Annotated in this window: 22 protein-coding genes and 1 tRNA gene; all 23 read left to right on the plus strand. The window is 65.5% G+C overall.

Annotated features, from left to right (window positions below; translation table 11 throughout):
• The first annotated feature begins 33 nt into the window (after positions 1-33).
• The 23 genes from Q7W51_05935 (at position 34) to Q7W51_06045 (ending at position 18,759) form a co-directional block, all read left to right on the plus strand.
• Positions 34-597, plus strand: a complete 564-nt coding sequence (locus Q7W51_05935) for a DapH/DapD/GlmU-related protein (GenBank protein ID MDO8847907.1) — start codon at positions 34-36, stop codon at positions 595-597.
• 125 nt (positions 598-722) lie between these two features.
• Positions 723-1,316: a sugar transferase gene (locus Q7W51_05940; GenBank protein ID MDO8847908.1), complete on the plus strand. Its 594-nt coding sequence runs from the start codon at positions 723-725 to the stop codon at positions 1,314-1,316.
• Between the two features lie 13 nt (positions 1,317-1,329).
• A complete protein-coding gene (locus Q7W51_05945; protein MDO8847909.1) occupies positions 1,330-2,502 on the plus strand; it encodes a DegT/DnrJ/EryC1/StrS aminotransferase family protein in 1,173 nt (390 codons plus the stop codon).
• The gene (locus tag Q7W51_05950) at positions 2,492-4,423 is read left to right on the plus strand and encodes a nucleoside-diphosphate sugar epimerase/dehydratase (GenBank protein ID MDO8847910.1); all 1,932 of its coding nucleotides are present in this window, start codon (positions 2,492-2,494) and stop codon (positions 4,421-4,423) included. The genes Q7W51_05945 and Q7W51_05950 overlap by 11 nt, the downstream gene beginning before the upstream one ends.
• Positions 4,424-4,770: 347 nt before the next feature.
• Entirely contained in the window at positions 4,771-5,130 is a 360-nt protein-coding gene (locus Q7W51_05955; GenBank protein MDO8847911.1) for a helix-turn-helix transcriptional regulator, read from the plus strand.
• 373 nt (positions 5,131-5,503) lie between these two features.
• Positions 5,504-5,785, plus strand: a complete 282-nt coding sequence (locus Q7W51_05960) for a type II toxin-antitoxin system RelE/ParE family toxin (protein ID MDO8847912.1) — start codon at positions 5,504-5,506, stop codon at positions 5,783-5,785.
• 13 nt (positions 5,786-5,798) lie between these two features.
• A complete protein-coding gene (locus tag Q7W51_05965; GenBank protein MDO8847913.1) occupies positions 5,799-6,104 on the plus strand; it encodes a HigA family addiction module antitoxin in 306 nt (101 codons plus the stop codon).
• A 259-nt stretch (positions 6,105-6,363) separates the two neighbouring features.
• Positions 6,364-6,594 (plus strand): addiction module protein, encoded by a 231-nt coding sequence (locus Q7W51_05970; protein ID MDO8847914.1) that lies wholly within the window; start codon positions 6,364-6,366, stop codon positions 6,592-6,594.
• Positions 6,595-7,029: 435 nt separating this feature from the next.
• Positions 7,030-7,362, plus strand: coding sequence for a type II toxin-antitoxin system MqsR family toxin (locus Q7W51_05975; protein MDO8847915.1), 333 nt, complete (start codon positions 7,030-7,032; stop codon positions 7,360-7,362).
• Between the two features lie 12 nt (positions 7,363-7,374).
• On the plus strand, positions 7,375-7,830 hold the full coding sequence (locus tag Q7W51_05980) for a type II toxin-antitoxin system MqsA family antitoxin (protein ID MDO8847916.1): 456 nt from the start codon (positions 7,375-7,377) through the stop codon (positions 7,828-7,830).
• 81 nt (positions 7,831-7,911) lie between these two features.
• Positions 7,912-9,000 carry a UDP-N-acetylglucosamine 2-epimerase (non-hydrolyzing) gene (wecB, locus tag Q7W51_05985; protein ID MDO8847917.1) on the plus strand — a complete coding sequence of 363 codons (1,089 nt, stop codon included), beginning with the start codon at positions 7,912-7,914 and terminating at the stop codon, positions 8,998-9,000.
• A 194-nt stretch (positions 9,001-9,194) separates the two neighbouring features.
• A complete protein-coding gene (locus Q7W51_05990) occupies positions 9,195-9,389 on the plus strand; it encodes a hypothetical protein (protein ID MDO8847918.1) in 195 nt (64 codons plus the stop codon).
• The gene (locus Q7W51_05995; protein ID MDO8847919.1) at positions 9,386-9,943 is read left to right on the plus strand and encodes a hypothetical protein; all 558 of its coding nucleotides are present in this window, start codon (positions 9,386-9,388) and stop codon (positions 9,941-9,943) included. The genes Q7W51_05990 and Q7W51_05995 overlap by 4 nt, the downstream gene beginning before the upstream one ends.
• 153 nt (positions 9,944-10,096) lie before the next feature.
• Positions 10,097-11,230 carry an HD domain-containing protein gene (locus Q7W51_06000; protein ID MDO8847920.1) on the plus strand — a complete coding sequence of 378 codons (1,134 nt, stop codon included), beginning with the start codon at positions 10,097-10,099 and terminating at the stop codon, positions 11,228-11,230.
• A gap of 199 nt (positions 11,231-11,429) precedes the next feature.
• Complete coding sequence (locus Q7W51_06005) at positions 11,430-12,629, plus strand: ABC transporter substrate-binding protein (protein MDO8847921.1); 1,200 nt, start codon at positions 11,430-11,432, stop codon at positions 12,627-12,629.
• 113 nt (positions 12,630-12,742) lie between these two features.
• On the plus strand, positions 12,743-13,486 hold the full coding sequence (locus tag Q7W51_06010; protein MDO8847922.1) for an ABC transporter ATP-binding protein: 744 nt from the start codon (positions 12,743-12,745) through the stop codon (positions 13,484-13,486).
• 9 nt (positions 13,487-13,495) lie between these two features.
• Entirely contained in the window at positions 13,496-14,230 is a 735-nt protein-coding gene (locus Q7W51_06015; protein ID MDO8847923.1) for an ABC transporter ATP-binding protein, read from the plus strand.
• Complete coding sequence (locus Q7W51_06020) at positions 14,227-15,120, plus strand: branched-chain amino acid ABC transporter permease (GenBank protein MDO8847924.1); 894 nt, start codon at positions 14,227-14,229, stop codon at positions 15,118-15,120. Before Q7W51_06015 ends, Q7W51_06020 begins: the two co-directional genes overlap by 4 nt.
• Positions 15,117-16,190, plus strand: a complete 1,074-nt coding sequence (locus Q7W51_06025; GenBank protein ID MDO8847925.1) for a branched-chain amino acid ABC transporter permease — start codon at positions 15,117-15,119, stop codon at positions 16,188-16,190. Before Q7W51_06020 ends, Q7W51_06025 begins: the two co-directional genes overlap by 4 nt.
• Before the next feature lie 39 nt (positions 16,191-16,229).
• A complete protein-coding gene (locus tag Q7W51_06030) occupies positions 16,230-17,135 on the plus strand; it encodes an acetamidase/formamidase family protein (protein MDO8847926.1) in 906 nt (301 codons plus the stop codon).
• Positions 17,136-17,237: 102 nt separating this feature from the next.
• Positions 17,238-18,236 carry a UDP-glucose 4-epimerase GalE gene (galE, locus tag Q7W51_06035; GenBank protein MDO8847927.1) on the plus strand — a complete coding sequence of 333 codons (999 nt, stop codon included), beginning with the start codon at positions 17,238-17,240 and terminating at the stop codon, positions 18,234-18,236.
• Between the two features lie 50 nt (positions 18,237-18,286).
• Positions 18,287-18,361: transfer RNA gene (locus Q7W51_06040), tRNA-Val, on the plus strand.
• An 89-nt stretch (positions 18,362-18,450) separates the two neighbouring features.
• Positions 18,451-18,759, plus strand: coding sequence for a hypothetical protein (locus Q7W51_06045; protein ID MDO8847928.1), 309 nt, complete (start codon positions 18,451-18,453; stop codon positions 18,757-18,759).
• Positions 18,760-18,819 lie beyond the last annotated feature (60 nt).

Here is an 18,819-nt window from a genome sequence, read left to right on the forward strand (position 1 = left end):
CTGAACGACATTGTAGCGGGAGGTGACGGGGCCGTGGCGTTTCGCTCTGTGCTGCTGGCTCTTCGGAGCATGTGGGTGGGCGATCCCGCCCTACCCGCTAACCTTCGAGTGGGCCGTGATGTCTATATCGGTCCGCACGTGAACCTAGACTGGAGCTATGGCCACCTGATTTCGATAGGCGACCAGGCAACCCTGGTCGCCGGTGCACGCATTCTCTGTCATGACGCGTCGAGCAATCGGCGGTTGGGTGTGACCTGGTGTGCGCCCGTCACCATCGGTGCCAGAGCCTATATTGGTGCGGATTCACTGATCCTCCCCGGTGTTTCTGTGGGCGACGATGCGGTGGTCGCGGCGGGTGCGGTGGTCAGCAGAGATGTCGCCGCGGGGACCGTCGTTGCCGGAGTGCCCGCACGTCGAATCGGCACGACAGCGGACCTGGACAACAAGCGACGGGAGCTGCTTAAGTCGAGGCCTGTCTTCAGGCTGGAGGACTCCGGGCGTGATGGTTCGGTGAGTGCTGTGGCAGAGATGATCGAGGCGGCTGAGGAGGGTGGCTTCTTCGTGGGTGAGGCAACTCAGGGCGTGGACGCCCACTAGGCGTCCGTATCGCATCGTCCGGCCAGGAACACGTTCCGTGCAACCGCGGCTGCGTCCAGACCTCGTTGCCGACAGCCCTGGTTCGGCGCTCGCGTAGACGCATGGAGGCGACGGAGAGTGGTGTGGTGAAGCGCGCATTCGACATTCTGGTCTCGCTGCTAGCGCTCTCCGTGCTGAGCCCGTTCCTGCTGTTGCTCCTCGGCCTGGTGCGCCTCCAGCTCGGCTCGCCTGCGATCTTCGGTCAAGACCGTCCTGGCAAGGACGGCCGAGTCTTCCGCCTGTATAAGTTCCGGACGATGACGGATGCCCGTGACTTGAGTGGAGCGCTGCTCCCTGACGCGGAGCGGCTCACCGCCTTCGGCAGCCTCCTTCGCTCGACGTCGCTCGACGAGCTGCCGGAGTTCTGGAACGTGCTCAAAGGCGATATGAGCCTCGTCGGGCCACGGCCGCTGCTGGTGGAGTATCTCGATCGCTACACGCCAGAGCAGGCGCGTCGGCACGAGGTTCGCCCAGGTATCACGGGTCTCGCCCAGGTGAGCGGGCGTAACGAGCTCTCCTGGGAGGAGCGGTTCAAGCTGGACGTGTGGTATGTGGACAACCACTCGCTATGGCTTGATTTGAAGATTCTGGCTATGACAGTGTGGAAGGCGGTTCGGCGGGAGGGTGTGTCCAGTCCGGGCCATGCCACCATGCCGGAGTTCCTCGGAGATCAGGAATGATCGGGGAGAGCAGATGACCCGCTGGCCCGTCTTTGCCGACGATGAACGTGCAGCCGCGGAGCAGGTGCTGGCCTCCGGCCGTGTGAACTACTGGACCGGCAACGAAGGTCGCGCCTTTGAGGAGGAGTTCGCCGCCTACACGGGTGCCCGCCACGCGGTGGCGCTCGCAAACGGCACCGTGGCGCTCGAGCTCGCGCTTCATGCACTCGGCGTGGGGCCGGGCGACGACGTGATCGTCCCGGCGCGCACGTTCGTGGGAACGGCCACGGCGGTTGTTGCGCGCGGCGCGCGGCCCGTGGTCGCCGACGTGGATCGCGACTCGGGCAACCTCACGGTTGCAGCGATCGAGGCAGCGCTCACCGATCGCACGCGATGCGTGATCCCCGTGCACATCGGCGGCTGGCCGTGCGATATGGACGAGATCATGGCCTTCGCGGAAGCCCGTGGGCTCTTCGTGATCGAGGACTGCGCCCAGGCGCACGGCGCGCGCTGGAACGGCCGACACGTGGGGACGTTCGGCCATGTGGGCGCCTTCTCGTTCTGCCAGGACAAGATCATGACCACCGCGGGCGAGGGCGGGATGGTCATCACAAGCGATGATGACCTCTGGCGCCGTGCCTGGGAGTACAAGGACCACGGTCGCAGCATGGCGGCGATGGAGCGCGCCGCTGCCGACGGGGGATACGAGTTCAAGTGGGTTGCGGAGAGCTTCGGCACGAACTGGCGCATGACGGAGGTGCAGGCCGCCGTCGGTCGCGTCCAGATCGGCAAGCTTGACGGGTGGGTGGAGACGCGTCGACGCAATGCAGCAGCGCTCGATCGAGGCCTTGCGGGTGTTCCCGGTCTGCGCCTCGTGCTGCCGGCGGTGGAGGCCCTGCATGCGTACTACAAGTACTACGCGTACCTGGACCTTGCCGCGCTCGCTCCCGGATGGACGCGGGCGCGCGTGCTCGAGGAAGTGAACGAGCGTGGGGTGGCGTGCGCGCAGGGCGTCTGCAGCGAGATCTACCGCGAGCGAGCCTTCACCGAGGCCGGGTGGGCACCCGCAGGCCGACTGCCGGTGGCGGCGGAACTCGGCGATTCAGCGATAATGCTCCTGGTCGATCCCACACTCGATGAGGCGGATATGACAAAGGCAGCAGATGTGCTTCGGGCAGTGATGACGGAGGCGACCGGTGGAGCCTGATCTCGTAGCCGAGCCAAATGGCGATGAGGGCGGGTTCTGGATACGCCTGAAGCGCCTGTTCTACGAGTCCCACCCCGTGCAGATCGTGAGCATGATGCTCGCGGACGCCGTGATCGTGATCATGGCGCTCTTCCTGGCGTACTTCGCGCGGTTCGAGGGCGAGGTGCCGCCGGAGTTCCTGCAGTACAGCGTGCCCGCGATGTTCGTGACGATCGTGGTGTTCATTCTTGCGATGTGGTTCGCGCGTCTGTACCACATCGTCTTGCGCTACGTGGGCATCCAGGTGATGGGGCGCCTCACCGCGGCGGTGACTGTCGCGCTCGTGGCGCTCACGATAGCGGACGTGGCGCTCTCGCAGTTCACCGACGGCCGCCCCGTACCCCTTGGCGTCATCCTCGCCACGGGCGCGTTCGCGTTCGTGGGCCTCGCGGCGCTCCGGAGCGTCGGCCGTCTGTGGGTCGTCATGACCGGCGCCGGACGGCGCGGCGACCACCGCGTCCTCATCATCGGCGCGGGCGACGCAGGCTCGCTCCTCCTGCGCGACATCGAGACGCAGCCCCAGCTCGGCTACAACGTGATCGGCTTCCTGGATGACCATCGCGCCAAGATCGGCCTCAAGGTGCGCAGCGCCGAAGTCCTCGGCCCCATTGCGGACCTGCAGGAGATCGTTGAGTGCGAGGGCGTGGACGAGATCCTCGTGGCCATCCCCTCGATGGGCTCCGACCGCCGTCGGCAGATACTCGAGTTCTGCACCGCCGCTGGCGTGCCCACGCGCATGATCTCCGGCATCGCGGCCGATGCCGTCTCGACGGGCCTGGCGGACCTCAGGCCGGTCGAGATCGAGGACCTGCTCGGCCGCGAGCCCAACGAGATCGACGTGGAGCGCATCAGCGAGACGCTGACCGGCAAGGTCGTGGCCGTCACGGGCGCCGCCGGCTCCATCGGCTCGGAGCTCTGCCGGCAGATCATGCTCATGCGCCCCGCCAAGCTCGTGCTTGCGGAGATCGACGAGTCGCGCCTCTACGAGCTCTACCTCGAGTTGGAGGACATGCAGCCCGGCATCGCGGTGATGCGCATCTGCGACATCCGCGACGACCGTAAGCTCATGCGCGTGTTCGGTGCCGAGCGCCCGCAGGTGGTCTTTCACGCCGCCGCCTACAAACACGTGCCGCTCATGGAGGACGAGCCCGAGGAGGCCATCCGCGCAAACGTCCTCGGCACGATGAACGTGCTCCGCGCGTGCGAGGCCGTGAACGCCGAGCGCTTCGTGTTCATCTCCACCGATAAGGCCGTGGAGCCGCGCAACGTGATGGGCGCCACCAAGGCGCTCGCCGAGCTCGTGATGCTCTCGGCCGCGCGCTACGGCATCGGGGCGATCGCGGTGCGCTTTGGCAACGTGCTCGGCAGCCGGGGGAGCGTCATCCCGATCTTTGAGGATCAGCTCCGGCGCGGCGGCCCCATCAGAGTCACGCATCCCGAGGTGACGCGCTACTTCATGACCATCCCCGAGGCCGCGCGGCTGGTGCTGCAGGCGCAGGCGATGAGCGAAGGCGGCGACATCTTCGTGCTCGACATGGGGCAGCCGGTGCGCATCGTGGACCTCGCGCAGCGCATGATCGTCCTCTCGGGCGTGCCCACGCACATCGAGTTCACCGGGCTGCGACCCGGCGAGAAGCTCCACGAGATCCTCGTGCACGAGGGGGAGGACCTCATCCCCACCGAATGCCCCGCGGTGACGCGTCTGAACGCGCTCCCACGGATTGCCCCTGACTTTGGCGACCAGATCGCCGACCTGCTGATGCAGGCCCGCCTCGGCGACAACCCGGGCATCAAGCAGCTGCTGGCGGAGCTCTCGGGTGCGTGCTTCGGCCAGCTGGCTGACGCCGGGGAGTGCTCCGAGTCCGAGCTCGAGTGGGAGTAGGGCGGGGGCAGGGCTGCACCACCCCTCGATTGGATCCGGCTTAGAACGCGGTTGACTCCCATTGCTACGCTGCGAGGCGCGCAGCCTCTACCCGCGCTGGTTCCCCGGATTATCCTAGAAAGGGTATACTTCTCACGAACGGCGCAGCTCGCAAGGAGGTTGTCTTCGTGGCCTCCACCCTCGAAGACCTCCGGGCGTTTCCGGAAGACGTGAGGGTGGTCATGGGTTTCGCGCTCTATCAGGCGCAATGTGGTGGCAAGCATCTCTCGGCGAAGCCGCTCAAGGGATTCAAGGGCGCAGGTGGCGGCCGCAGATCGACTACATCGGGAGCGCGGGAGGGACACGTGATGACAGTAGCGAGTGAATACACCGCGAGCAGCGGCAATGTCTTCTCCGATCTCGGCTTGCCCCAATCAGACGAGCTTCTGGCTAAGGCCGCGCTGGCGTCGCAGATTCTCGAGATCGCGCGTAGCCAGCGCCTGACGCAGGTGGAGACGGCGCGGATCCTCGGAACGACCCAGCCCCAAGTCTCAGACCTCTTCTCCGGCAGACTCGCAGGGTTCTCGCTGGACAGGCTCATCCGGTACCTGAATGCCATGGACCGCGATGTGCGAATCGTCGTGGGCCCCAAGGCGGAGAGCCGGGCACGTGCCACCGTCGAGGTGACCGGGAAGGTGACCGGTCAGGGGGGAGGCGTTTCGCTGTGACATTCGACGAACTCAGAAGCGAAGCGCTGCGGCTGAATGCGCCGCGTGGCTGACGTGTCGGCCAGTTGACGCGGCCGTGGCCCGGTGGGCAGAATCTGGTAGCAGATTACCCCCGTGCTTCGGCGCAGGGCGCGAAGCCGCCTTCGGGCGGTTTCTGCTTTCTCGGGCGAGACTCGGAGCGTGGGCGGTGAGGTTCGGGTGACCTCCCGGCAAGAATCGCCTAGTAGCCTGCCGGTATCCTGCGGGCGCGTGGACTTCGCGATGACCGTTCACGCGCGAATCTTGGTGAGCACGCGCGAACGTTGAAATCGAGCCCAACCGCTGAGAGGAGCCATAACGCTTGACGCATGACGCGTCGCGTTATACCTTAGCCATGATCAAGTCGTTTGCAGATGCGGAGACCGAGAAGGTGTATCGACGGCAGTTCTCCCGGAAGCTTCCGGGAGACATCCAGCCGATTGCACTGCGGAAGCTCCGGATGCTCGCCAACGCTCACTCGATCAACGACCTGCGAAGCCCGCCGGCCAACCGGCTTGAGAAGCTGAGTGCGGATCGCGCAGGTCAGCACAGCATCCGCATCAACGACACATGGCGCGTCTGCTTCGTCTGGCAAGACGGTGACGCATTCGACATAGAGATCGTGGACTACCACTGAGACGAGGCCACCCATGACAGCCCCCATGCTCGCACCGGTGCATCCCGGCGAGGTTCTGCTCGAGGAGTTCCTGAAGCCGCTCGAGCTCAGCCAGAACAGGTTGGCGCTCAGAATCGGCGTGCCCCCGCGCCGAATCAACGAGATCGTTCTCGGCAAGCGCCGCATAACAGCCGAGACTGCGCTGCGTCTCGCGCGCTACTTCGATACGACACCCCAGTTCTGGCTGGGACTGCAGGCCGACTACGACCTGGATGTTGCCGCAGACGCGCTGGGCGAGCGACTGGATCGCGAGGTTCACCGTCACGCAGTGGCGGTATAGCGACGGATCTTCTCCGCGCTTCGGTGCTGGTGAGGATCACCGACCTCGCGCTGACATGGTTGCGTGCGGCCCATGCGGCGAACGGCCCTTCGGCTCAGGGCTGCGGTTTGGGCAGGGGCGAGCTGAGCGGGCGGGGCGGCCGCACCACGGTTCAGGTTTGGTTTACTCCCTCGCGGTAGCCTCGATTCGTCGATGCTCCGGCGGAAGGGCGATCGTGGGCGGTGTTGCGGGGTTTCATGGATTTGGGCACACTCCAGTCATGGGTGATTCTCCAATCGATATCAGCTCTCTCTCGGCCTCAGAGCGCATCCAGCTTGCGCAGGACCTCTGGGACAGTGTCGTTGCTGCTGATGCGGACATCCCCCTCACGCCAGCGCAGATGCAGGAGCTCGATCGTCGTCTTGACGATGCCAGCGCCCATCCTGATGCGAGCGTGCCCTGGGATACGGTCCGCGCGCGTCTGGAGGGACAGATCAGGCGCGGGCGATGACAGACCGGGTCTTCGTTCGGCCGGCAGCTGAGACCGACATCTTGGAGGGTTCGCGCTGGTACGAGCCGCGGTCGGCGGGCCTCGGTGCTGACTTCCTTCGTTCGGTGGATGCTGCACTGGCGGAGATCGCCCGCTCTCCCAGGCGGTTCCCCTGCGTTCACCGCGACATTCGGCGCGCGGATGCTGCGACGGTTCCCGTACGCGGTGTTCTACGTCGAGCGAGACGACTCTATAGATGTCGTGGCGTGCCTGCACGTCCGTCGGGATCCGCGGCGGTGGGAGGACCGCATCGAGGGCTGAGCTAGCCTTCGCAATGTCCCTCGTGCGGCGCATGCGTACGACTTGGATTGACGCGGGTTCTTGCACCAAATAGCGCACCGTGCTAGATTTGCACGCGGCGAGTCCCTCTCGCTGGAAACACGAGAGGGGATTCCTGTGCCCGGTGGTTCGCGTGAACGTCGCTGTCCTGCCTATCCGCTCAACGAAGTGCGGGCGGCGTTCGGGGCGGGGCGCTTCGAGGTGACCGGGCGTGTACGGCGGCATCTTGAGCGCCGGGGGTGGGGGTTTGAGACGGTACAGAGACGCATCTGCGACCTGTGCCCGGGTGACTTCCACAAGTCCCAGGCCCACCGAACGGAACCGGGGGTCTGGCTGGACATCTACAAGCCGTTTGTGAACGGAGAGCGTCTCTACGTGAAGTACATGCCGTTCGGTGATGGCGAGAGCTTCATCGTTCTCTCGTTCTGTGGTGATGGCGAGCAGCATTAGGGAGATGCGGACATGAGGATTCCACAGGCCGAGGCCTTCTGTGCCGAATGTGGCGCTCGCGCTGTGCGCACATGCACGGACGCCATCCCCGTTGAGATGCGCGAGGGTACGTACCTCGTCGCTGGGTTCGAGCACCGGCACTGCGACGCGTGCGGTGAAGACTACATACGTGCCGAGCACATCGACCCGATCCAGATTGCTGCTGTTGCGATGGCGCGCGCATCGCTCGGCCGCCTCACCTCCGACGAGGTCCACGAACTCCGCCACTCGCTCGGCCTCAGGCAGTCCGACCTGGAGCGGCAGCTTGGCGTGAGTGCCGGCACCGTCGGGCGATGGGAGCGCGGGGAGGTGCTGCAGAGCCACATGGCCGACAACTTCATGCGCGTGCTGTGGGCACACCCGGAGCTGCTCGAGGAAGCCGGCGTGGTCGCGCGCGAGACGCGTGGGCCGTACCGAAAACGGAAGTGAACCCCGCACGTCGGTTGGCGTACCATAGGACCGACATTACCGCGGGGTCGTTCGCCACCCCCGAACGGGGGGATTCGCAGAATGCGCATCATCATCGTGGTGGGAGCCCGTCCCAACTTCATCAAAGTCGGGCCCCTCATGCCAGCGCTCAGCCAGGCGGGCATCGACGCGCGCCTCGCGCACACCGGCCAGCACTACGACGCGCTCATGAGCGACGTCTTCTTCGCCGATCTCGAGATCCCCGCGCCCGCGTGGTTCCTCGGCGTGGGCAGCGGCACGCACGCCGTGCAGACCGGCACCGCCATGATGAAGCTCGAAGAGCTCTTCGAGGCCGAGCGTCCGGATGCCGTCCTCGTGGTCGGCGACGTGAACTCCACGCTCGCCGGCGCGCTCGCCGCCGTGAAAATCGGCGTGCCGGTCGTGCACCTGGAGGCCGGCCTGCGTTCGCGCGACATGTCCATGCCCGAGGAGGTCAACCGCCTCGTGACCGACCAGCTCTCCTCGATGCTGCTCACACCGGTTGCCGAGGCGGGGGAGAACCTCACAAACGAGGGCGTCGACCCCGCGCACATCCACTTCGTGGGCAACATCATGGCCGAGAGCGTGCTGCGCAATCTGCCGCGTATCGACGGTCGTGGCGTAGCCGTCCGCGGCGACCTGCCCGAGAAGGGCTACGTACTCGCCACGATCCACCGGCCGGAGAACACCGACCATCCTGAGAGGCTCGCCGCCATCGTGGCAGCGCTCTCGGCGTCGCCGCTGCCGGTGCTCTTCCCGGTGCACCCGCGTACTCGTCCGCTGCTGACAGCTGCCGGCCTCGGCGAGAGCGGTTCGCGCGTGCGGCTCGTGGATCCCGTGGGCTACCTCGACATGCTGTCGCTGCAGCGCTCCGCCGCCGCCATCGCCACCGACTCGGGCGGCGTGCAGGAAGAGGCGTGCATGCTCGGCACACCGTGTGTGACCGTGCGCCGCAACACCGAACGCGAGATCACCGTGCGCGTGGGCGCGAACCGCCTGGTGGCGGCCGACGCTGCCGCGATCGCCGCAGGACTCGACGATGCGCTCGAGAGCCCCAACGGCTGGAAGGTGCCCGAGCGCTGGGACCTGAGCGTGGCCGAGCGCGTGGTGGCGGCGCTCCAGGGCGGCATCCTGCCACTCGCGGGGTGCTGAACGCCGCAGCCGCCGACCCGCGTCGGGCGGCTCGCGGGCCTCATACAGCAGGTTGAGCTTGCGCTTACTTCCGGCTGACAGTCGATCCCTACGATGTGCGCGCTGCACATCTCGGGTCCTCGAAGGCTGGGGGCGCAATACCCACACTGATGATGTGCCGCCTTGTGAAGTGTTATCACAGGAGGTACTATCTAGTGAGTCGCATCAGACGTGGCGGCTACGTGTTCTTGACGTGGTCCGGTGACCATACGCCCAGGCACGTGCACGTGTATCGCGGCGGGCGGCTCATCGCGAAATGGAACCTTGAGGCGTGGACGCCGATGCAAGGCCGGGTGAACCGGACGCTTGTCCGTCTTCTGCTTGAGCTTCGAGACGAGGGCCTGCTATGAGGATCACGGGTGTGAAGCTGAACAACCGAAGGCGCGAGTTCGAGTTGGCCTGCGAACTCGGCACGCTCTCGTTCCCGTACGCGAAGGCCGAGCCGATGCCCACTCAGGATGACCGCATCGTCGAGGCCTTCATCGATGAGGAGTTGGCGGGAGAGGCGGTCACGTATCGCCTGGCCTCCGGCGCCGAGGGATTCGTTCATATCGAGATGGCTCGCGACTACCATCGGGAGCCTGGGTACATGCGCGCGCAGTTGCTGCACAAGCTCACTCTGGAGGCGCACACGGCACTCGACCGCAGTCACCTTTCGAAGCGCGAGATCACCAGGCGACTCGACACCTCACCTGCACAGCTCTACCGCCTCTTAGACCCGGCGAACTACAGCAAATCGGTCGATGGGATGCTCGAGCTGCTGGCGGCCCTCGGCTGCGAGGTCGACGTTGCCGTACACATGCGCGACCGCGTGAACCTCAACGAACTGATCAAGGGCATCCCCAAGGACTACGAGCCCGAGGAAGACCTGTGGGGCGCTCCCGTGGGCAGGGAGGTCCTCTAGCGGGGTTCCGCCACCCGACGGCCCTGTCGTCTCACTCCGCCGCACGTAGCCCGCGTCTCACTTGGCCGGCAATTTGCACTGGCTGCTAATGTCCCTGCGCCCGTTTGCCGAAACATGCACGGGGACCTGACGGCAAACTGGCCTGGGGAACGCATGTCCGAGGAAACACCTAAGATCCGCATACCGCACGACGACCTCTCGGCACTGCTCGAGGTCAGCCTCGCACTCACCGAGTCGCTCGACCGTGATGTGGTGCTGCAGACCGCCGTGGACGCTGCTGTGGGACTGCTCGGCGCCGACTCCGGGGCCATCTTCCTGCTTGAGGGCGACGCTGCCGTGCTCGGCGCTTCCACGCGCGGGCCGGCCGCGGACATGCCCGAAGGTCTCCGCAGGATGCTGCTCTCCGGTCACCCGCAGATGAACACCGCGATCCATGCGCAGGACCTCATCGTGATTCCCGACGCAAAGGCGGCCTTCCTCTCGCATGCCGAGCGCGTGCTGCTCGCCGACCACGACATCTGCGCCGTCCTGTACGTGCCGCTGCGTGTGGACGGAGAGCCGGTCGGCGTCATGGTGCTTTCCGCCGCCGAATGCGAGGCGGAGTTTCAGGAGCACGATCTTGATGTGTGCCGCATGCTCGCCGCGCAGATCGCGATGGCGCTCCAGAACGCGCGGCTGTTCGAGGCCGTGCGGACCGCCGCACTCGAGCTGCAGAGCGCGTACGACGCCACGCTCGAGGGCTGGTCGCTCGCGCTTGAGATGCGCGATGAGGAGACGCTCGGCCACACGTTGCGCGCCGCCGAGATGGCATGCACCGTGGCGCGTGCGCTCGGCGTGCCCGAGGCAGACATCGCACACGTCCGCCGGGGAGCACTGCTCCACGACATCGGCAAGATGGCCGTGCCGGACTCGATCCTGAAGAAGCCGGGCCCGCTGGACGACCGCGAATGGGCAGTCATGCGCGCGCACCCCGTGGTGGCGCACGAGTTCCTCTCGCGCATCGGTTATCTCGAGCCGGCCATCGACATCCCGTACTACCATCACGAGCGCTGGGACGGCACCGGCTATCCGCGGGGACTGCGCGGCACCAAGATCCCGCTCTCGGCACGCATCTTTGCGGTGATCGACGTCTACGATGCGCTGACCTCGGACCGGCCGTACCGCAAGGCATGGAGCATTGACGAGGCGCTGTCGCATATCGTGGCCCAGGCGGGGGAGCACTTCGACCCGGTTGTGGTGGCCGCGTTCATGGAACAAGTCGAAACGGACGCAGCAGCCGCCAACTAGCAGCTCATCCCCGCCGTTCAGCAGGTAGGAGGGGCCGCCCGTCTGGCGTGCGCCTTCACACTCCGTTAAGCTGTGCGCAACCTGTTTGCAGCATGTGGCTGCCAGCATCAGACGGGAACGCGCCGTTGGAATCGGGTCCGTCGCTGCAGGTGGACCCGGCTCATCAGGCGTCCGGCACATCAAAGAAGGGTGGCAGGCTATGAAGCGTATGGCCGCACTACTGGTGATCGTTCTGCTCGTGGCTCTCGTCCTGCCCGGTTGCGCTGACAATGGCACCGACGGCGAAGAGACCACCGACGGCGACACGATCATCATCGGCTCGGCACTGTGCCAGACCGGTATCCAGGCCCCGCTCGATGAGCCAGCGCTCCGGGGTGCACAGCTCGCCGTGGACGAGCTCAACGCCAATGGCGGCATCCTCGGCAAGCAAGTCGAGCTCGTTGCCATGGACGGCAAGAGCGATCCCGTGACCGTGGGCAACGTCGCCAAGCAGCTCATCGATGAGGGCGCCGCGGCGATCATCGCCCCGAGCGACTTCGACTTCGGTGGCCCGGCGGCGCAGGCTGCGCAGGACGCCGGCATCGTCGGCATCTCGCCGTGCGCCAGCTCCCCGCTCTACGGCTCGGCCGCACTTGGCGACAAGCAGTTCACGATGTCCATGTGGAACACCACGATGGGCGCCGTGACCGCCGAGTACGCGTACAACGAGCTCGGCTACCGCTCGGTCTACGTCATCACCGACGACTTCATCGACTACACCAAGAGCCTCTCCCGCTACTTCATCGTAGCGTTTGAGGACCTCGGCGGCGAGGTCATCTTCGAGGACACCTACACGCAGGGCCAGGCGGACGTTTCCGCACAGCTCGCGCGCATCAAGGCCCTCGACAAGGCCCCTGACTTCGTCTACGTCTCGTCGTACATGCCCGACCTCGCGCTCATCATCCGCACCCTGCGTGAGAGTGGCGTGACCGTGCCGGTCATGGGTGGCGACAGCTACGACGACCCGGCGCTGTTCGAGAGCCTCGGCACCGAGTACGGCAGCGAGGTCTACTTCGACACGCACGGCTACATGTCCGACGAGGGCAACGCCGGCTACTCGGACTGGGCCGCTGCCTACGAAGAGAAGTTCGACGAGGCGCCGGACGCAGTGTGGATCATCCCCGGCTACGACGCCGTGATGGTGCTCGCGCAGGCGATGGAAGAGGCCGGCACGACCGATGGCGCCGAAGTGGCAAAGGCCATGGAGGAGATGACCTTCGATCTCATGACCGGCAAGCTCGACTGGTCGGACGCTGCCAGCGGACACGAGCCCAACAAGGCCGCCGCTCTGGTCCAGCTCACCGAAGGCAAGCCTGAGTTCCTTGGCTGGAAGATCCCGGAGAAGCTCCCCGAGCCGTAGGGTCTTCCCGCTTCGCATGACAGTGCTATACAGGGGGGAGGGCTCGGTATCCGGGCTCTCCCCCCACAATGTGAACCGTCCGAGCACTGCCCGTTCGAGCTCTGGAGACGTGCATGGAACCACAGGATACGGGTGCCGGAAGCGTGCTCGAGGTAGCGCACCTGTGCAAGTCGTTCGCGGGCCTGAAGGCCGTTGACGACGTGAGTTTCACGGTGAGGACCGGCGAGATCCTCGGCCTGATCGGCCCGAACGGATCAGGCAAGACCACACTCGTCAACGTGATCACCGGGCTGCTACCCGCTACGAGCGGGACCGTCTACGTGGACGGTCAGCGAGTGAGCGGGCGCAAAGCGCACCGCGTGGCCCGGGCCGGGATCGCGCGCACGTTCCAGACGATCCGCCTCTTCCACGAACTCACCGTGCGGGAGAACGTTGAGGTCGCTTCGGTGGCGATGGGCCGCTCGCGGCGCAAAGCCGTGAAGGTGGCCGACGCGCTGATCACCGGCCTCGGCCTTGAGGCGTACGCCGACACGCTGGGGAGCGAGATCCCCTTCGGCCACCAGCGCAAGCTCGAGATGGCACGCGCGCTTGCGATGGAGCCCAGGTTCGTCTTCCTCGACGAGCCCGCCGCCGGCCTCAACGAGGAAGAGTCCGACGAGCTGCACGATCTGCTCAAGGGCATGCCGGCGCGCTTCGACATCGGGCTCATCGTGATCGAGCACGACATGCGCCTGATGATGAGCCTGTGCCCGCGTCTGCACGTGCTGAACTACGGCCGCACGATCACCGAGGGCACCCCTGCGGAGGTCCGCACCAACGAAGAAGTCGTGACCGCCTACCTGGGGAGCAGTGCATAGACCATGGCCATGCTCACGGTAGAGAACCTGCAAGCCAGCTACGGCGCCGTGAAGGCGCTCCACGGCATCTCGCTCGAGGTCGCCGAAGGCGAGCTGGTGGCGCTCCTCGGCGTGAATGGTGCGGGCAAGTCGACCACGCTCAAGTCCATCACGGGCGTGCTGCGCCCGGTGAAGGGGACGGTCACCTTCAATGGCGAAGTGATCACCAACAAGACGCCCGAGAAGATCGTTCGCCGGGGCCTGTCGCTCGTGCCCGAGGGCCGGGACATCTTCGGCAACCTCTCGGTGGAGGAGAACCTGCGCCTCGGTGCGTTCTCCTCGTACAAACGCGACACGTATCGGGCGGACCTCGACGAGGTCTTCGGGTTGTTCCCGATCCTCAAGGAGCGCTACGGCCAGCACGGCGGCCTGCTCTCGGGCGGCGAGCAGCAGATGCTCGCGATCGCGCGGGCGCTCATGTCCCGGCCGAAGCTCCTGATGCTCGACGAGCCGTCGCTCGGCCTGTCGCCCGCGATGACCGACACGATCTTCAGGCTGATTGCGGCGCTGCGCGAGCGCGGCTCGACGATCCTTCTCGTGGAGCAGAACGCCGAGCGCGCGCTCGAGATCGTGGACCGCGCGTATCTGCTCGCCAACGGTGAGGTGGAGTTCGCCGGCACCGCCGAGGAACTGCGTCGCAAGGTGGACATCGCGTCGGTCTACTTCGGTGGCGAAGGCGCCGACAGCTGCGAGGTGCAATTGTGATCGATCTCGAATTCGCCATCAACACGCTGAGCCTCGGCAGCCTGTACGCGCTCCTCGCGCTCGGCCTCGTGCTCGTGTACGGCATCCTGAAGCTCGTCAACTTCGCCTACGGCGAGTACATCATGGTGGGCGGGTACGCGATGTACCTCTCGGCCACCACGCTCGGCGCACCTTGGTACGTGACGATCTTGCTCGCGGTGGTCGCGGCGGTGGTGACGAGCTATCTGACCGAGATGGTGGCGTTCCGGCCGGTGCGCACCAAGTCGCCCGCGGCGATGATCATCACCTCGTTCGCGGTGAGCATCTTCCTGCAGAACATCGTGCTCGTGCTGGTGTCGTCGCGCGCGCGTGCCGTTCCGCTGCCGAGCTTCTTCTCGAGGACGGTGACATTCGCCGACGCCACGGTCCCGCTGCGGAACCTGCTCGTGATCGGCGTGACGGCCGTGATCTTAGTCTCGCTGTCGCTGGTGATGAAGAAGACGGTCCTCGGTATGGCGATGCGCGCCGCAGCCGACAAGTTCACCACAACGCGACTCATGGGCGTGCCAGCGAACCTCGTCATCTCGGCGGCGTTCATCATCAGCGGCCTGCTCGCCGGCATCGCCTCGATCTTCTGGGTGAGCCGCTCGGCTTCAGTGGATCCGCTTACCGGCGCCGCGCCGCTGCTCATCGCGTTCATCGCGGTCGTCATGGGCGGCATGCACAGCACCACGGGCGCGGTGGTGGGCGGGTTCGTGTACGGGCTCATCTTCAACCTGCTGAGCATCCTGCTGCCGGCGAGCATGATCAGCTACCGCGACGCGTTCATGTTCGTGATCGTGGTGCTGTTCCTGCTCTTCAGGCCGGCCGGCATCATCAAGGGCGGTTACACCGAGGAGCGTGTCGGATGAGTGCGACGAACAGGTTCACCGGCCTCGCGCTGCGTCACTCGACGCTGCCGATACTCATCGTGCCGCTCATCGCGGCAGGCATCCTCGTGAGCGTGTTCGGCTCGCAACTCATTCAGGACATCTTCACGTACTTCTGCGTGGCGCTGATGATGGTGTTCTCGGTGCAGATGTTCATGGGCAACTCGGGCATCCTGTCGTGGACGCACGTGGGGTTCGTGGGGATCGGTGCGTACACGGCGGGCATCCTCTCGACCGCGCCGATGGTCAAGGGCATGGGCGTGCCGAACATGTATCCGTTCCTCGTGGAGCTGCAGATACCGGTGCTGCCGGCCATTCTCGCCGGAGGACTGATCGCGGCGGCTGTTGCGGCGGTGATCGGCTATCCGCTGATGCGCCTTTCGGACTTCGCGGGCGTCATCACGCTGTTCGCCACGCTGATCGTCATCCATGTCGTGATGACGCAGTGGGACAACGTGACCAACGGCCCCCGCACGTTCTTCGGCGTGCCCGATTGGACCACGCTGACCGCGGCGCTCATCGGCGCGGTCGTGGTGATCTTGCTCGCGTACTGGTTCCGGGAGTCCGCGCTCGGCCTGCGCCTGCGCGCGACGCGCGACGACCGCTACGCGGCGGCCGCGATCGGCATCAACATGGTGTTCGTCCGCTATCTGACGTTCGTGCTCTCGGCGGGCGTGGCTGGCGTGGCGGGCGGCTTCTGGGCCCACTACATCACCTCCTTCTCGCCGAAGGCTTTCTACATGGCCGAGATGTTCATGCTGCTCTCGATGCTGGTGATCGGCGGCGCGGGCAGCATCTCCGGCGCGTTCACCGGCACGGTGGTCGTGACACTCGCCCGTGAGGCACTCCGTCAGATCGAGGCCAACATCAACAACGCGCACGTGCTCTCGTTCGAGGTGTTCGGCCTGACCGAGATCGTGATGGCGATCCTGATGGTGCTGGTGCTCATCTGGCGACCGGGCGGCATCGTGGGCGGCCAGGAGATCCGCTGGCCAGGGTTCGGGCGCAAGGGTAAAGACGCAGCGGCCGAGGCGGAAACGCTGGCGGCCTGACGCACTTCAGTATCCGTTCCGGTGCAAGGAGGTCCGACCATGACGTGTGAGCTCACTCGCGACAAGGCGTTCTTCGGCTTCTCACCCGACACCGAGCCGGTGGCCCGCGTGGCGCAGGGGGAGACGCTCCATCTCACCACGCACGACTGCTTCAGCGGCCAGCTCAAGACGACCGCCGACACGCTCGACACGCTGGACTGGTCGATCACCAACCCGGCGACCGGTCCCATTTACATCGAGGACACCAAGCCCGGTGACATCCTGCGTATAGACCTGCACGAGGTGAAAGCGCACGGCCCCTCGGTCATGGTCGCCGTACCCGACGTCGGCGCGCTCGGCCACCTCATCAAGCAGCAGGAAACGGTGATCGTGGAACACCGCGGCGACACCGTCGTGTACAAGGACACCGTGGTCGTGAAGCAGAAGCCGATGCTCGGCGTGATCGGTGTGGCGCCCGAGGCGGGCACCGTGCCGAACTCAACACCCGGTACGCACGGTGGCAACATGGACTGCACGCTCATCACGAGCGGCGCGAAGCTCTACCTCAAGGTCGCGGTTGAAGGCGCGCTCTTCGGCTGCGGCGACATGCACGCGGTCATGGGCGACGGCGAGGTCGTGGTGTGCGGCGCCGAGACGCCGGGAGAGGTCACGCTCACCCCGCAGGTGGTCGACATCCCGAGCCTGCCGACGCCGTTTCTGGAGAACGATGAGATCGTGGCCGTGATCGCCTCGGGCGAGACCACGGATGCCGCCTACAAGCTGGCACTCGACATGATGCACGGCTTCCTCACGAACGTTGCGGGGCTTTCGATCAACGATGCGGCGATGCTCATGAGCCTCGTCGGCAACCTGAAGTTCTGCCAGGTGGTCGATCCGCTGCTGACCGTGCGCTTCGAGTTCCCGAAGAGCGTGCTCGCCGACTACGGGTACCGTTTGCCCGAGTAGCGGCGAGAGCCCGGGTGGCGCTGGCGAAATCTGGTAGGATTCTGACTATATGGGGGGGCGGCGACCGCATCCAGCGGCGTCGGAGAGTGGGGGCGGGCGCTGATGCGCATCCTGGTGACCGGCGGCGCCGGCTACATCGGCAGCATCACTACGCGCGTGTTGTGTGACGCGGGCCACGAGGTGGTGGTTCTCGACACGCTCGAGCGCGGGCATCGTGGCGCCGTGGACCAGCGCGCCACGCTTGTGGTGGCATCCGTGGGCGATGGAGATGTGCTCGACTCGATCCTCCCTGGAATCGACGCTGTGCTGCACTTCGCCGGCTACATTGACGTCGCCGAGGCGCACGCGGATCCCGATCTCTACTACCGGAAGAACCTTGCCGAACCTTCGATGATGCTCGACCGGATGACCTCAAACGGTGTGCACAGCCTCGTGTTCTCATCGACCGCCGCGGTGTATGGCGAGATTGATCTTCTCCCGATCACGGAGGATGCGCAGGTATGCCCTTCGAATGCGTACGGTGCATCGAAACTCGCGCTGGAGCGGATGATCAAGATCACGGAAGCAACTGGACTCATCAGTGCGGTGCGCTTCCGCTATTTCAACGCCGCGGGAGCTTGGCCGGACGGCAGTCTGGGAGAGGCCCACGAGCCGGAGAACCACATCATCCCCCGGGTGCTGGCCGCAGCCGCACGCAGTGAAGAGAGCGCATTCCGCCTCAATGGCACGGACTACTCGACCTCTGACGGCACATGCGTTAGGGACTACGTCCATGTGGTCGACCTGGCAGACGCCCACGTTCGAGCGGTGACCTATCTCGAAGACGGCGGCGACGGCGTGGTGTGCAACCTCGGCAGCGGACAAGGCTACTCGAACCGCGAGATCGTGGAACTCTGCAGCGAGGTAACCGACCGCGAGATCCGGGTCGTTGAGGGTCCTCGACGCCCTGGCGATGTCCCGACTCTGATTGCCTCCAACGCGCGCGCGCGTGAGGTGCTGGGCTGGCGCCCGGAGCGCGACCTGAGAATGATGGTCGAGGATGCCTGGCGCTGGCACCAGTTGCACCCCGACGGGTTCGACGACGGTTCCGCGAAGGGGTAGCGCGTACGTGCGAGACTGCTACAATGGTCGTCGCCGCTCAGGCGGCATTCGGGCGATTAGCTCAGTGGGAGAGCGCTTCCTTCACACGGAAGAAGTCACAGGTTCAAATCCTGTATCGCCCACCAACTACTGAAGAGACCTCGGCGCGCACGCTGGGGTCTCTTGTCATATCCCGAAATGCAGACGACAGAGCCCTTGTCAGACAGGATGAACCGTGAGATGTCCCGCATGTGAGACCGAATTCGATCTGACCGCGCGCATGTACGTGAAGGCGCCCTTTGGTCGTTTCAGCTGTCCGTCGTGCGGGGCGCGGGTCGTGCTTCGGCACCGATGGACATACTGGGCCTGGATCATCGGGCTGTTCTTGGGCGAGATTCCCATTATGGTTGCGAGCCTGCTGTTGACTCGATCGCTCTGGGCGGTTCCGGTGACTCTCGGGGTACTCCTGCCGGTCTTCTGGATCATCGACTGGCAGATCGAAGCAAGCACTTCACGGCTGGAACTCCTCGAGCGCAGCCAGTAGGAGTCTACCGGTCCACCCCTTCTGGATTAGCAGCGACAACCGATGGGGAAACCCTCATTG

This window comes from Coriobacteriia bacterium (genome assembly GCA_030652115.1).
GTDB lineage: Bacteria > Actinomycetota > Coriobacteriia > Anaerosomatales > Anaerosomataceae > UBA6100.

Coding starts and splice junctions, on each gene's coding strand:
- Q7W51_05945 (MDO8847909.1), top strand. CDS start 1,330: ATGACCCGCTGGCCCGTCTTTGCCGACGATGAACGTGCAGCCGCGGAG.
- Q7W51_05955 (MDO8847911.1), top strand. CDS start 4,771: ATGACAGTAGCGAGTGAATACACCGCGAGCAGCGGCAATGTCTTCTCC.
- Q7W51_05960 (MDO8847912.1), top strand. CDS start 5,504: ATGATCAAGTCGTTTGCAGATGCGGAGACCGAGAAGGTGTATCGACGG.
- Q7W51_05965 (MDO8847913.1), top strand. CDS start 5,799: ATGACAGCCCCCATGCTCGCACCGGTGCATCCCGGCGAGGTTCTGCTC.
- Q7W51_05970 (MDO8847914.1), top strand. CDS start 6,364: ATGGGTGATTCTCCAATCGATATCAGCTCTCTCTCGGCCTCAGAGCGC.
- Q7W51_05980 (MDO8847916.1), top strand. CDS start 7,375: ATGAGGATTCCACAGGCCGAGGCCTTCTGTGCCGAATGTGGCGCTCGC.
- wecB (MDO8847917.1), top strand. CDS start 7,912: ATGCGCATCATCATCGTGGTGGGAGCCCGTCCCAACTTCATCAAAGTC.
- Q7W51_05995 (MDO8847919.1), top strand. CDS start 9,386: ATGAGGATCACGGGTGTGAAGCTGAACAACCGAAGGCGCGAGTTCGAG.
- Q7W51_06000 (MDO8847920.1), top strand. CDS start 10,097: ATGTCCGAGGAAACACCTAAGATCCGCATACCGCACGACGACCTCTCG.
- Q7W51_06005 (MDO8847921.1), top strand. CDS start 11,430: ATGAAGCGTATGGCCGCACTACTGGTGATCGTTCTGCTCGTGGCTCTC.
- Q7W51_06010 (MDO8847922.1), top strand. CDS start 12,743: ATGGAACCACAGGATACGGGTGCCGGAAGCGTGCTCGAGGTAGCGCAC.
- Q7W51_06015 (MDO8847923.1), top strand. CDS start 13,496: ATGCTCACGGTAGAGAACCTGCAAGCCAGCTACGGCGCCGTGAAGGCG.
- Q7W51_06025 (MDO8847925.1), top strand. CDS start 15,117: ATGAGTGCGACGAACAGGTTCACCGGCCTCGCGCTGCGTCACTCGACG.
- Q7W51_06030 (MDO8847926.1), top strand. CDS start 16,230: ATGACGTGTGAGCTCACTCGCGACAAGGCGTTCTTCGGCTTCTCACCC.
- galE (MDO8847927.1), top strand. CDS start 17,238: ATGCGCATCCTGGTGACCGGCGGCGCCGGCTACATCGGCAGCATCACT.